The organism is Pseudomonas sp. P9_31 (genome assembly GCF_034008235.1).
GTDB lineage: Bacteria > Pseudomonadota > Gammaproteobacteria > Pseudomonadales > Pseudomonadaceae > Aquipseudomonas.
This window is the reverse complement of the sequence record NZ_CP125375.1, coordinates 2,177,955-2,190,085: the sequence shown is the minus strand read 5'-3', so window position 1 is coordinate 2,190,085 and position 12,131 is coordinate 2,177,955. Positions and strand designations below refer to the sequence as shown.

12 protein-coding genes and 2 pseudogenes are annotated in these 12,131 nt (G+C 61.0%); 6 read left to right on the top strand and 8 right to left on the bottom strand.

Going from position 1 to position 12,131, the window contains the following annotated elements; all coding sequences use genetic code 11:
* Positions 1–12 precede the first annotated feature (12 nt).
* On the top strand, positions 13–1,047 hold the full coding sequence (locus tag QMK51_RS09800; RefSeq protein ID WP_320393896.1) for a purine nucleoside permease: 1,035 nt from the start codon (positions 13–15) through the stop codon (positions 1,045–1,047).
* 132 nt (positions 1,048–1,179) lie between these two features.
* On the top strand, positions 1,180–1,407 hold the full coding sequence (locus QMK51_RS09795) for a DUF6555 family protein (RefSeq protein ID WP_258699927.1): 228 nt from the start codon (positions 1,180–1,182) through the stop codon (positions 1,405–1,407).
* 132 nt (positions 1,408–1,539) lie between these two features.
* On the opposite strand, the gene QMK51_RS09790 is transcribed toward QMK51_RS09795, so the two are convergent.
* The 8 genes and pseudogenes from QMK51_RS09790 to QMK51_RS09760 all read right to left on the bottom strand — a co-directional run bounded on the left by QMK51_RS09790 (position 1,540) and on the right by QMK51_RS09760 (position 7,844).
* A complete protein-coding gene (locus tag QMK51_RS09790; protein WP_320393895.1) occupies positions 1,540–1,698 on the bottom strand; it encodes a metallothionein in 159 nt (52 codons plus the stop codon).
* A 95-nt stretch (positions 1,699–1,793) separates the two neighbouring features.
* Positions 1,794–2,384, bottom strand: a pseudogene (locus tag QMK51_RS28950) (methyl-accepting chemotaxis protein); the annotation flags it as partial.
* Between the two features lie 315 nt (positions 2,385–2,699).
* Positions 2,700–3,470, bottom strand: a pseudogene (locus QMK51_RS28945) (cache domain-containing protein); the annotation flags it as partial.
* A 171-nt stretch (positions 3,471–3,641) separates the two neighbouring features.
* The gene (locus QMK51_RS09780) at positions 3,642–4,958 is read right to left on the bottom strand and encodes a Na+/H+ antiporter family protein (RefSeq protein ID WP_258700694.1); all 1,317 of its coding nucleotides are present in this window, start codon (positions 4,956–4,958) and stop codon (positions 3,642–3,644) included.
* 275 nt (positions 4,959–5,233) lie between these two features.
* On the bottom strand, positions 5,234–6,547 hold the full coding sequence (locus QMK51_RS09775) for a sensor histidine kinase (RefSeq protein ID WP_320393893.1): 1,314 nt from the start codon (positions 6,545–6,547) through the stop codon (positions 5,234–5,236).
* Positions 6,544–7,212, bottom strand: coding sequence for a response regulator transcription factor (locus tag QMK51_RS09770; RefSeq protein WP_320393892.1), 669 nt, complete (start codon positions 7,210–7,212; stop codon positions 6,544–6,546). Before QMK51_RS09770 ends, QMK51_RS09775 begins: the two co-directional genes overlap by 4 nt.
* A 3-nt stretch (positions 7,213–7,215) precedes the next feature.
* Positions 7,216–7,536, bottom strand: coding sequence for a PepSY domain-containing protein (locus QMK51_RS09765; protein ID WP_258699923.1), 321 nt, complete (start codon positions 7,534–7,536; stop codon positions 7,216–7,218).
* Positions 7,536–7,844 carry a PepSY domain-containing protein gene (locus tag QMK51_RS09760; RefSeq protein WP_320393891.1) on the bottom strand — a complete coding sequence of 103 codons (309 nt, stop codon included), beginning with the start codon at positions 7,842–7,844 and terminating at the stop codon, positions 7,536–7,538. Before QMK51_RS09760 ends, QMK51_RS09765 begins: the two co-directional genes overlap by 1 nt.
* 243 nt (positions 7,845–8,087) lie before the next feature.
* Between QMK51_RS09760 and QMK51_RS09755 the strand changes: the two genes are divergently transcribed.
* The 4 genes from QMK51_RS09755 to codB all read left to right on the top strand — a co-directional run bounded on the left by QMK51_RS09755 (position 8,088) and on the right by codB (position 12,120).
* Positions 8,088–9,167: a patatin-like phospholipase family protein gene (locus QMK51_RS09755; protein WP_320393890.1), complete on the top strand. Its 1,080-nt coding sequence runs from the start codon at positions 8,088–8,090 to the stop codon at positions 9,165–9,167.
* An 85-nt stretch (positions 9,168–9,252) separates the two neighbouring features.
* Positions 9,253–9,609 carry a 6-carboxytetrahydropterin synthase QueD gene (queD, locus tag QMK51_RS09750; RefSeq protein WP_320393889.1) on the top strand — a complete coding sequence of 119 codons (357 nt, stop codon included), beginning with the start codon at positions 9,253–9,255 and terminating at the stop codon, positions 9,607–9,609.
* A gap of 158 nt (positions 9,610–9,767) precedes the next feature.
* The gene (locus tag QMK51_RS09745) at positions 9,768–10,598 is read left to right on the top strand and encodes an alpha/beta hydrolase (RefSeq protein ID WP_320393888.1); all 831 of its coding nucleotides are present in this window, start codon (positions 9,768–9,770) and stop codon (positions 10,596–10,598) included.
* 250 nt (positions 10,599–10,848) lie between these two features.
* The gene (gene codB, locus QMK51_RS09740) at positions 10,849–12,120 is read left to right on the top strand and encodes a cytosine permease (RefSeq protein ID WP_320393887.1); all 1,272 of its coding nucleotides are present in this window, start codon (positions 10,849–10,851) and stop codon (positions 12,118–12,120) included.
* The last annotated feature ends 11 nt before the right edge of the window (positions 12,121–12,131 follow it).

The following is a 12,131-nucleotide window of genomic DNA, read 5'->3' as shown; positions in this document are numbered from 1 at the left end:
TCAGGAGATTTTATGAAGGCAATGACGCGTCTTTCCCTGTCTGTCGGTTTTGCGGTAAGCACCCTGCTCTTTTCCTCTGCCTGGGCGGTAGAAGCACCGATCCAGCCGAAAGTAATGCTGATCACCATGTTCGCCCCCGAGGCGCAGAACTGGATCGATCGCCTGGAACTCAAGCAAGAAGTGCGCGTACCGGGCCTGTCCGCCGAGTACCCGAACATTCGCTGCAACACCCAACAGGTATGCCTGATGGTCACCGGCATGGGCCAGACCAACGCCGCCGCCTCGACCCTGGCCCTGGCGCTGTCGCCGAAATTCGACCTGCGTAAAAGTTACTTCCTGATCGCCGGGATTGCCGGTATCAGCCCGAAGCACGGCACCCTCGGCACCACCGCGTGGGCGCACTATCTGGTGGAGTTCGGCACCCAGTGGGAACTGGATTCCCGGGACGCGCCGAAAGACTGGCCGACCGGTTATCTGGGCATCAACACCAAAGGCCCGAACGAAAAGCCGCCGCTGGACTACAAGACTGAAGTGTTCGAACTCAATCCGAAGTTGCAGGCCAAGGCCTTCGCCCTGAGCCACAAGGTCGAGCTGAGCGAGAGCAAGGAGTCGGCGGCGTGGCGCTCGAAATACCCGTCGGCCCCGGCCAATCAGCCGCCGGTAGTGACCCGGTGCGACACGCTGGCGGGTAATACCTGGTTTTCCGGAACGCGGTTGAGTGAGCGGGCGGAAGTCTGGACCCGGCTGCTGACCAACAACGAAGGTGACTACTGCACCACTCAGCAGGAAGACAACTCCACCTACGAGGCGCTACTGCGCGCTAGCCGCGAAGGCTTGGTGGATGTCCGGCGTCTGGCGGTGGTGCGCGCCGGTTCCGACTTCGACCGACCGGCACCGGGCCAGAGCGAGGTGGATAACTTGCTCAAATATGCCGATCAGGGCGGGTTTGTGCCGGCACTGGAGAACCTGTACCGCACGGGAAATCCGCTGGTGCAGGATATTTTGCAGAACTGGTCGGTTTGGGAAAAAGGCGTGCCTGAAGCCTGATCTGACGCTACAAAACCCAAAGTGGGAGCAAGCTTGCTCCCACTTTGATTGGGTTATGGCAACTGACAATCCGACTGAATTTTTCGCGCGCCCCGCGATCCTTCTATTACAACAGGGAGGAAAACAGGCTTTATGAACAACGCAAAACTCTTCGTCATTGAGTACACCCTTCACGGCAAACCCAAGTCTTTCATTATTCGCCTGGAGAAAATGGACAACGCAGAGGCTTGGCACTGGGCCAGTTGCGACGCCGGAGTCGGCCGGATCCCGCGCTTTGGCCGCGAGAAGGTGCAAAAGACCAGTAAACCGCTGGCGGAAAAATTCGGCGTCGAGAACGTTACCTGGCGACCGGCGAGTTGAGCTTTGAAAGGGAGGAGCCATTGAGCTAATGCTGGGCAGCTAAACGCAATACCTGTGGGAGCGGGCTTGCTCGCTCCCACAGGTTCCGCCCCTTAACAGACTCCCAATGGCTCCACTTTTTTGGCTGAATAGTCAGTGCTTAGCGCACTTGCAGCCTTTGGTGGAGCATGCTTCGCCGTGTTCGTGATGTTTGGCGCAGCCTTCACAGCAATAGTGCTTGCCGTGACGCACGATGGGGTGCTCACCCAGTTTGCATGAGCATTTGGGGCAGTCGCAGGTACCGTCGTTCATGAGTCTGACTCCATGGTGATGGTCGTCCGGGTGCGACGGATGCGCACCGTATTACCAGTGTAGGAGTTGCAGTCAGCCCTGCCCTGTTCACAGCATCAAATGCGGAATTGCCCGACCAGTTGCCCCAGGCGCTGGCCAAGATCAGCCAGGCTGCGCGAGGTCTGGGCGCCGAGCTGGGTTTCGTCGGCGACGCTGTCCACCGCCACGGCGATCTGGTGCACGCTGCGGTTGATTTCTTCGGCCACGGCGGTTTGCTCTTCGGCGGCGCTGGCAATCTGGGCGTTCATCGAGTTGATGGTGCCGATCAGCTGGGCCATGGCGTCCAGAGAGGCCCCGGCCTCGTTGGCCTGGGCCGAGGTGCCGTCGCCGGCCTCGCTGGAGCGGCGCATGGACTCGACCGCCGATTGGGTGCCGGCCTGCAAGCGGTCGATCATGCCCTGGATTTCCTGGGTGCTGATCTGTGTGCGACTGGCCAGCGCCCGAACTTCGTCGGCGACTACCGCAAAACCACGCCCGGCCTCACCGGCGCGGGCCGCTTCAATGGCGGCGTTGAGCGCCAGAAGGTTGGTCTGTTCGGCAATCGAGCGGATCACCCCGAGCACGCTGACAATTGACGACACATCTTTCTGCAGGCTGTCGAGGGACACGCCGCTGCTGCGAATGTCGTTCACCAGCGCATGAATCTTCACGATGCTGCCGGCTACCACGCGCTTGGCGGCCTGGCCCTCTTCGTCGGTCTGCTGGGCCGCGACGGCCGCGTTTTGCGCGCTCTTGGCCACTTCCTGGGCTGCTGCCGACATTTCATTGATCGCCGTGGCCACCTGATCGGTCTCGTGTCGCTGACGTTCCATGGCCTGGTCCGAGCGCTGAGCCTGATCGGACACCTGATTTACCAACCCGGTCAGTTGCGAGGTCATTTCGGTGATCTGACGCACCAAACCGTGGATCTTGTCGACAAAACGGTTGAACGAGCCAGCCAGTTCGCCGAGTTCATCCTGGCTGGTGATGGTCAGGCGCCGGGTCAGGTCGCCCTCGCCCGCCGCGATGTCATCGAGGTTGGCCTTCATCAGGTTCAGCGGACGCAGGATGGTATTGGCCAGCAGCATCCCGGCAGCGGCGATCACCAGCAGCACCACTACGGCAATCCCGACAATGCTCAGCACCACGCCTTGCATGCGTTCCTGGACCTTGGCCTCGACCACCGCCACTTGAGCCTCGATGCCGTCGAGATTGATCGAGGTGCCGAATGCCATGTCCCACTTGGGCAGGTATTCGGTGTAGCCAAGCTTGGGTACCAGCACTTGGGTGTTACCGGGCATCGTCGAGCTGTATTGCAGGTAGTGGGTACCGTCCTTGGCGACTTTCACCAGATCGCGGTTGATGTAGACCCCGTTCGGGTCACGATTGTCCTTGAAGCTCTGGCCCAAGCCTTCAGGGCTGTTGGCCTTGAACAGGCGCACGATGTTGGAGTCGTAACCGAAGAAGTAGCCGTCCTTGCCGTAGGTGATGCTCGACAGCAACTTGATCACCTGGGCCCGCGCCGCGTCATCGCCGGGGGCGGCCGCGTCGTAGAGCGGTTTGATCGTGGTCATGGCCACGGCGACGTAGCTTTGCAGGGTCGCCTTGGCATCGCCGAGCAGGCGCTGACGGGTTTCCTCGACTTCCTTGCTGGCTTGCTCTTGCAGAATGAACAGTGTGGTCAGGCTGATGACCAGCGCAAAGAGCAGCACCGGGAGGACGGCAAGGGACAGGACTTTGGCCTTCAGGCTCATGCGCATGACGTTCACTCTGTGATTTTGTTGGCGTGGTTAAAGGCTATAACGGCACGCGAAACCAAAAGTTGAACACCCAAAAAAAGATCGCAGCCTTCGGCAGCTCCTACATTTGAATGGCGTACACCCTGTAGGAGCTGCCGAAGGCTGCGATCTTTTGATCTTCTGCCTTTACAACACCATCGCCGCCACCCAGCCGAACGCCAGCAGCGGCAGGTTGTAGTGCAGGAAAGTCGGGACCACGGTGTCCCAGATGTGGTGATGCTGGCCGTCGATGTTCAGACCGGAGGTCGGGCCCAGGGTCGAATCCGACGCCGGTGAGCCGGCATCGCCCAATGCGCCGGCAGTGCCGACGATGCACACGATGGCGATCGGGCTGAAGCCCAGCTGTACGCACAACGGCACGAAAATCGCCGCCAGAATCGGTACCGTGGAAAACGACGAGCCGATGCCCATGGTCACCAACAAGCCCACCAGCAGCATCAACAGCGCACCGATGCCTTTGCTGTGGTCGATCCACGAGGCCGAGGACTCCACCAGTGTCTGCACATGACCGGTGGCTTTCATCACTTCGGCAAACCCGGACGCGGCGATCATGATGAAGCCGATCATCGCCATCATCTTCATGCCTTCGGTGAACAGGTCATCGGTTTCACGCCACTTGACGATGCCCGACGCCGAGAAGATCAGGAAACCCACCAGCGCCCCGATAATCATCGAGTCCAGCAGCAGCTGAATGATGAACGCGGCGGCAATGGCCAGCCCGGCGACCATCAGGCTCAACGGGTTGTACTGCACCGCGACCTGTTCGACCTGCTCGATCTTTTCCAGGTCGTAAACCCGCTTCTTGCGGTAACTGATGAACGCTGCCCCGAGGCCAAACACCATGCCCAGCGCCGGAATGCCCATGGCATGGGTGACGTTGATGCCGCTGATGTCCACGCCACTACGGGCGACGTTGGCCAGCAGGATTTCATTGAGGAAGATATTGCCGAAGCCCACGGGCAGGAACATGTACGGCGTGATCAGCCCAAAGGTGATGACGCAGGCGATCAAGCGACGGTCCAGTTGCAGTTTGGTCAGCACATATAAAAGAGGCGGCACCAGCAACGGGATAAAGGCGATATGAATCGGCAAAATGTTCTGCGAGGCGATGGCCACCACCCACAGCAAGCCGATCAGCAGCCATTTGACATTGCCGCCACCGTTGGCGTGCTGGCGATCGACCATGGCCAGGGCTTTGTCGGCCAGCGCATGGGCCAGGCCAGACTTGGCGATGGCCACCGCGAACGCGCCAAGCAAGGCGTAGGACAACGCCACCGTCGCCCCGCCGCCGAGGCCGTTGTTGAAGGCTTTGAGCGTCGCGTCGATGCCCAGACCACCGGTCAAGCCACCCACCAGCGCGCCAACGATCAGCGCGATCACCACATGCACGCGGGACAGGCTGAGTATCAGCATGATGCCAACCGCGGCAATTACTGCATTAATCATCGTTACCTCAAGGCAAACGGAATGAGTCCGGCCGGCAGTCTGCATGAGCCGCCAGCGGATTAAAGGAAGGGTTTTATTAGAGGGCGCGCACTGTGCCGCAGCATCGTTCCCTTGTCAAAGCGAACGGCCATTGCCGATATGTAACGGATTGCGAATCAGCAACAGAGCTTGATGGATCATTTTCGCGTGTGACGTAAATTCTGCGCCCACTGAAGACCCACTGTGGGAGCGAGCCCGCTCCCACAGGTTCTGCAGGGTCCTTCAGAGTGGTGTTAGCGTTTTGGCAATTCGATCGTCACCTTCAACCCGCCCCACTCGCTCTCCTGCAACTGCAACACCCCGCCCCAGGTGTCGACGATGTCGCGCACGATGCCCAACCCCAGTCCATGCCCATCGGTCTGTTCGTCGAGCCGGGTACCGCGACTGAACACCTGTTCGCGCTGGTCTTCGGGAATCCCCGGTCCATCGTCTTCCACGCTCAACTCAAACCTTTCTGCCGTTTCGACCACACTCAAGCGCACATCGGCATCCGCCCATTTGCAGGCGTTGTCCAACAGGTTGCCCAGCAACTCCAGCAAATCTTCGCGATCCCACGGCAGTTGCAAACCGGCCGGCGCCCGGTAGCTCAGGTCGAGGTGTTCACCGTGAATCATGCTCAACGTGGCCAGCAGCCCCGGCAGTTCGGCGTCGCAATCGAACAATGCCCCCGGCAGCGCATCACCGGACAAGCGGGCGCGGTTGAGTTCGCGATTGAGTCGCTGCCGGACCTGTTCCAGTTGCGTCTGAATGACTTTGCGCAGCTGCGGGTGCGCATCGAGCTTCTCGCTTGAAGCCAGGCTCAGCAGTACCGCCAACGGCGTTTTCAAGGCATGACCGAGGTTGCCCAACGCATTGCGCGAACGCTTGAGGCTGTCTTCGGTGTGGGCCAGCAAATGGTTGATCTGCGCCACCAGCGGTTCCAGCTCCACCGGCACTGCTTCGTCGAGTTGCGAACGCTGACCCTGCTGCAATTGGGCTATTTGTTCGCGGGCCTTTTCCAGCGGGCGCAAGGCGCGGCGCACGGTGATCCGCTGCAACAGCAAAATCAGCAGCAACCCCGCCAGCCCCAGCCCGAGGCCGACCTGTTGCATGCGCCGGAAACTCTCACGCACCGGGGTGTAATCCTGGGCGACGCTGATGGAGATCGCCTGGCCCAGCCGACGATAGTCCGAACGCAACACCAACAACTGCTGCCCTCCCGGCCCCAATTGCAAATTGCTGTGCAAGCCGGGATGGTCGAGCCGCGGCAGGTCCTGATCCCATGACGAGCGGGAACGCCAATGGCTGTCGGCAAAGTCGATGCGAAAGTAATGCCCGGAAAACGGTCGCTGATAGGCCGGCGCCAAATGCCGCTCATCCAGTTGCAACCCCTGCGGGCCACGCACCAGCGCCACCAGCAGGTTTTCGCTGTCGTTGCGCAACCCGGCTTTGAGGTAGCGCTGCAAACCCACTTCGAACAGCCACAGGCTGATTTGCGCCAGCACCAGGCCGACGATCACCATTACGCTGATCAGGCCCAGGCTCAAACGGCGCTGGATCGACCTCACTGGGCTTGCCCGCCGAACAGGTAACCCTGACCGCGCCGGGTTTCGATCACATTGCGGCCGAGCTTGCGGCGCAGGTGGTTGACGTGGACTTCCAGCACGTTGGAATCGCGCTCGGTTTCACCGTCGTAAAGGTGTTCGGCGAGGTGGCTTTTGGAAAGGATCTGTTCGGGGTGCAGCATGAAATAGCGCAGCAGGCGGAACTCGGCGGCGGTGAGCTGGATGTCGGCGCCGTCGCGGGTCGCGCACTGGCGACCTTCGTCCAGGTGCAGCCCGGCGGCCTTGAGCGTCGGCTGATTGGCCTGGCCGTGGGAGCGGCGCAACAACGCCTGAATGCGCAGGTGCAGTTCTTCCGGATGGAAGGGTTTGCTCAGGTAATCGTCGGCGCCGGCCTTGAGGCCCTCGATCCGTTCGGCCCAGGAACCCCGCGCCGTGAGGATCAGCACTGGCGTGGCCAGGCCACCGGCCCGCCACTGCGCCAGCACCTCGAGCCCCGGCAAACCCGGCAGGCCGAGGTCGAGGATGATCAGGTCATACGGTTCGCTGCTGCCCTGGTACACCGCGTCGCGGCCATCGGCCAGCCAGTCCACGGCGTAACCCTGCCGGTTGAGGCCGGCCATCAATTCGTCCGCCAGCGGCACGTGGTCTTCCACCAGGAGCAAACGCATCGGTCAATCTTCCTTGTCTTTCAATAAATGGCCGGTGATGGCGTCCAGGTCCAGTTCGCGCACCACGCCTTCAGTGGTCAGCAGCTCGACCTCATAAATATAAACGTCGTGTTTTTCTTCAAGCTCGGCTTCCAGCAGCTTGGCCCCGGGGTAACGGTCCAGCGCTTGCTGCAACAGCTGCTCCAGCGGCAGGATCACCCCTTGCTGGCGCAGGCGCAGGGCCTCGTCCTGATCCAGGTCGCGGGCCATGACCGTCGAGCAAAAAGCCAGAAGTACCAGCGCCATGCGACTGCTGGCACGTCGATTTAAAAAAAACACCTTCATTACGTATCCTGATGATCCTTGAGAATCTGCCCGCTGACGGCATCCAATTCCAGGTCCCACTCAATGCCCAGGGCGTCGCGCAATTCCACTTGATAGATGTACTTGCCGTACGCTTCTTCGAGCTCGGCTTCGGTGACGGTCGAACCGGGATGTTTGGCCAATGCGGTAGCGTTGAGCTTCTCGAAAGACACAATGGTACCAGCGTCGCGCAGCCTCAGGGCTTCGTCGGGGCCCAGGTCACGCGCGTGGGCGATGCTGGCGGTCAGGCCAATGATGGAGGCGGTGAACAGGGCAGTCAGGATTTTCATGGGGTGGTTCCGTATTTTTTATGTGTTGCCTACGGGAGCTACCTTAGCGATTCGAACTTAATTGAAACTGAATTGCCATCATCAAAGATGGCAACACGACATCACAGCCCGATACAAAACCTGTGGGAGCGGGCCTGCTCGCGAAGGCGGTTCAACATTCAACAAAAATGTCGACTGTTACAGCGCTTTCGCGAGCAAGCCCGCTCCCACATAATCCCCCGCTTGCCAGACATCGAGACCGGTATGACCGCGTTCCACATCAAGTTCCCGTCCCTGACCCTCAAGGCCGGCCCACGTGCCCTGGCGCGCATCCGTGCCAACGGTTTGAGCGCTGCCGATGTCGGTACGCTGCCAGGCGCCGCCGGTGGTCCGAAAGCGCTGGGGATTCAGGGTCTGGACCTGGCGCTGTTCGGCGAGTGGCTGCCGGCGGCGCCCCGGGAGCGCTCGCTGATCGGCGCGTCGGTGGGTGCCTGGCGGTTCGCCAGCGCCTGCCTGCCGGATGCCGCCGAAGGCCTGCGCCGCCTCGGTCATCTGTACACCGAGCAGAACTTCGCCAAGGGCGTGACCATGGCGCAGATCAGCCAGAGTTCCCGGCGCATGCTCGATGACTTGCTCGACGGCCGCGATGCCTCGATTCTGGATAATGCCCACTACCGACTGAACATCATGGTGGTCAAAAGCCACGGCCTGCTGGCCGACGATCATCGCGGCCGACTGGGGTTGGGCCTGTCGTCGGTGATCGCCGACAACCTGCGCGGGCGGGCACGGCTGTCACGGCATTTCGAGCGGCTGATCATCCACGACCCTCGCCTGTCACCACCGGTCAACGCGCTGAATGACTTCCCGTCGCGCTTCATCTCGCTGGATGCCGGGAACCTGCGCCAGGCCTTGCTCGCCTCGGGCTCGATCCCGATGGTCATGCAAGGTGTGCGCGACCTGCCGGGCGCAGGCGCGGGGACGTTCCGCGATGGCGGTCTGCTGGACTATCACCTCGACCTGCCCTACAGCGGCAACGACATCGTGCTGTACCCGCACTTCACCGACCGGGTGATTCCCGGCTGGTTCGACAAGACGCTGCCGTGGCGCCGCGCCTGCCCGGCGCGCTTGCAGGATGTTCTGCTGCTGGCGCCTTCGAAGGAATACCTGTCGCGCCTGCCCTACGGCAAACTGCCGGACCGTAACGACTTCAAGCGTTTCATGGGCGATGCCCCGAGCCGGCAGAAGTACTGGCGCGCGACGATGGACGAAAGCCGTCGCCTGGGCGATGAGTTCCTTGAACTGGCCGCCAACGGTCGCCTCGGCGAGCGCTTGCTGACCCTTTAGTCAGTGTTTTGCCCAGAGCTCTGGTAAACTCGCCACCTGCCTGCATCGCCGCGGCGATCGCCACCTGAAAGAGCTGAACATCACTGTGGAAATCTTCAAAGAATTTACCTTCGAGTCCGCCCACCGCCTGCCCCATGTGCCGGACGGCCACAAGTGCGGCCGCCTGCACGGTCACTCGTTCAAAGTGGCGATTCACCTGAGCGGCGACCTCGATCCACACACAGGCTGGATCCGCGACTTTTCGCAGATCAAAGAGATCTTCAAGCCGCTCTACGAGCGCCTGGACCACAATTACCTGAACGACATTCCCGGCCTGGAAAACCCGACCAGCGAAGTACTGGCCAAGTGGATCTGGAATGAATTGAAGCCCCTGCTGCCCGAACTCAGCGCGATTCGTATCCACGAGACCTGCACCAGCGGCTGCATCTATCGCGGCGAATAAACCGATCCCAAGCACAACATAAATCTCCTTGTGGGAGCCCCTTCACCACAGGGCTCCCACAAAGGGGAAATGCGTTTCGTCAGTGAACATAGAAACAGCCTTCAATGGCTGTTTTTTTATGCCTATGCTTGGCTCGCACACGCCAAGAGGACGCAACCATGGCTGACTGGCCGCTGGCTCAGACCTATCGCTTCAACGGGCACTCCGTGCGCTACGCCGAACGTGGCGACGGTCCGCCACTGGTGTTCGTGCATGGCACGCCCTTCTCTTCTTATGTGTGGCACCGGATTGCGCCGCACTTCATCACCACTCACCGAGTGCACTACTTCGATCTGCTGGGCTACGGGCAATCGGCACAGCCGGACGGCGATGTGTCGCTGGGCGTACAAAACCAGCTGTTGGCGCAATTGCTGGAGCACTGGGGCCTGGAACGGCCAGACGTGGTGGCCCACGATTTCGGCGGCGCCACCGTGTTGCGCGCACACCTGCTGAACGGCAAGGATTACCGCAGCCTGACTCTGATTGACCCGGTGGCGCTGTCGCCCTGGGGGTCACCGTTCGTGCAGCATGTGCGTGAGCATGAAGCGGCGTTCAGCGGATTGCCCGATTACATTCAGCAGGCGATTGTGCCGGCCTATATTCGTGGCGCGATCAAGCGCGAGATTCCCGATCATGAACTCGCGCCCTACGTGCGGCCTTGGCTGGGGGAGCCGGGGCAAGCGGCGTTCTACCGGCAGATCGCGCAGATGGATGAACGTTATACCCGCGAGGTTGAAGGCCTGTACCCGACGATTCGCTGCCCGGTGCAGATTCTTTGGGGGGAGGACGATCAGTGGATTCCCATTGAGCGCGGACGGGCGTTGCATCAGATGATTGCCGGGTCGCAGTTTCATGCCATTGCGAATGCGGGGCATCTGGTTCAGGAGGATGCCCCGGAGGTGATTGTGGCGGCTCTTTTGCGGTTTTTACCGCAACACCCATCCCCCTGAAAAAACCGCATTGACTGTGGGAGCGCGCCTGCTCGCGATAGCAATGGCACATCCAGCATCAAGGGTGACTGGCGGACCGCTATCGCGAGCAGGCTCGCTCCCACATGAGTCCTGTGTTCCTTCAGGTGCACCGCTTTCGAGCCCTTCTGCGGCCAAATTCGCCTGCTCGGCTATAAGTAACAGCACCCTCGCGCCATTGGCACGAGCACTGCAACACCCTCCGCGTCCTCCATCCAGCAAGGAACGCCACATGACGCAGAACGATCCGGGCAACGATTACCCCTTAAGCGAAGTCCCGATGCATGCCCGCAAAGGGCTCGCCTCCACGGCCATGGTGCTGCTGGGTTTTACCTTCTTCACCGCGACCATGTTTGCCGGCGGCAAACTCGGTGTGGCATTCAGTTTCGGCGAGATGATGACAGTGATAATCCTCGGCAATCTGCTGCTGGGCATCTACGCTGCGGGCCTTGGCTACATCGCCTTCAAGAGCGGCCTCAACTCGGTGCTGATGGGACGTTTCTGCTTCGGTGAAGTGGGCAGCAAGCTTAGCGACCTGATCCTCGGCTTCACCCAGATTGGCTGGTACGCCTGGGGCACCGCGACCGCCGCCGTCGTACTCGGCAAATATTTCGAACTGAGCGAGGGCACCGTTCTGGGGCTGATGGCGCTGTTCGGCCTGGGTTTCTGCGCCACGGCGTACATCGGCTATCGCGGGCTGGAAATTCTGTCGTACATCGCCGTGCCGGCCATGATGTTGCTGCTGATGCTGTCGATGTGGGCCGCGACGGTGAAAGTCGGCGGCCTCGAGGGTTTGCTCGCGGTGGTTCCGACGGGAACCCTGGATTGGTCGACCGCCATTACCCTGGTGTTCGGCACGTTCGTCAGTGGCGCGACGCAGGCAACGAACTGGACGCGCTTCTCCCGTTCGGCGCGGGTGGCGGTGCTGGCGAGCCTGATCGGTTTTTTCGTCGGCAACGGTCTGATGGTGTTGATCGGTGCCTACGGCGCCATCGTCTATCAACAACCGGACGTGGTCGAAGTGCTGCTGTTGCAGGGCTTCGCCATGGCCGCGATGGCGATGTTGCTGCTCAATATCTGGAGCACCCAGGACAACACCATCTATAACTTCGCCGTCGCTGGCTGCAACCTGCTGCGCACCAGCCGGCGCAAAACCGTGACCCTGGCCGGTGCGGTGATCGGCACGCTGCTGGCACTGCTGGGCATGTACGACATGCTGGTGCCTTACCTGATTCTGCTGGGCACGGTGATTCCGCCGATTGGCGGGGTGATCATGGCGGACTTTTTCTTTCGCTATCGAGGCCGCTACCCTCGCTTGGCCGACACACAGTTGCCCGCGTTCAACTGGCCGGGGCTGAGCGCTTACGCGGTCGGCACAGTGGCGGCATTCAGTTCGCCGTGGGTCGCGCCACTGGTAGGGATTGCCGCCGCCGCGCTAACGTATGTGCTATTGACCGGGGTACTGGGTGCCCGTACCGCCGACGCACCACTCCAAGATCTCTAAAAGGATTCGCC

What these genes read in the sequence shown, in the direction of transcription:
- QMK51_RS09800 (WP_320393896.1), top strand. Translation starts at nt 13, where the DNA reads ATGAAGGCAATGACGCGTCTTTCCCTGTCTGTCGGTTTTGCGGTAAGC.
- QMK51_RS09795 (WP_258699927.1), top strand. Translation starts at nt 1,180, where the DNA reads ATGAACAACGCAAAACTCTTCGTCATTGAGTACACCCTTCACGGCAAA.
- QMK51_RS09790 (WP_320393895.1), bottom strand. Translation starts at nt 1,698, where the DNA reads ATGAACGACGGTACCTGCGACTGCCCCAAATGCTCATGCAAACTGGGT.
- QMK51_RS09770 (WP_320393892.1), bottom strand. Translation starts at nt 7,212, where the DNA reads ATGCGTTTGCTCCTGGTGGAAGACCACGTGCCGCTGGCGGACGAATTG.
- QMK51_RS09765 (WP_258699923.1), bottom strand. Translation starts at nt 7,536, where the DNA reads ATGAAGGTGTTTTTTTTAAATCGACGTGCCAGCAGTCGCATGGCGCTG.
- QMK51_RS09760 (WP_320393891.1), bottom strand. Translation starts at nt 7,844, where the DNA reads ATGAAAATCCTGACTGCCCTGTTCACCGCCTCCATCATTGGCCTGACC.
- QMK51_RS09755 (WP_320393890.1), top strand. Translation starts at nt 8,088, where the DNA reads ATGACCGCGTTCCACATCAAGTTCCCGTCCCTGACCCTCAAGGCCGGC.
- QMK51_RS09745 (WP_320393888.1), top strand. Translation starts at nt 9,768, where the DNA reads ATGGCTGACTGGCCGCTGGCTCAGACCTATCGCTTCAACGGGCACTCC.
- codB (WP_320393887.1), top strand. Translation starts at nt 10,849, where the DNA reads ATGACGCAGAACGATCCGGGCAACGATTACCCCTTAAGCGAAGTCCCG.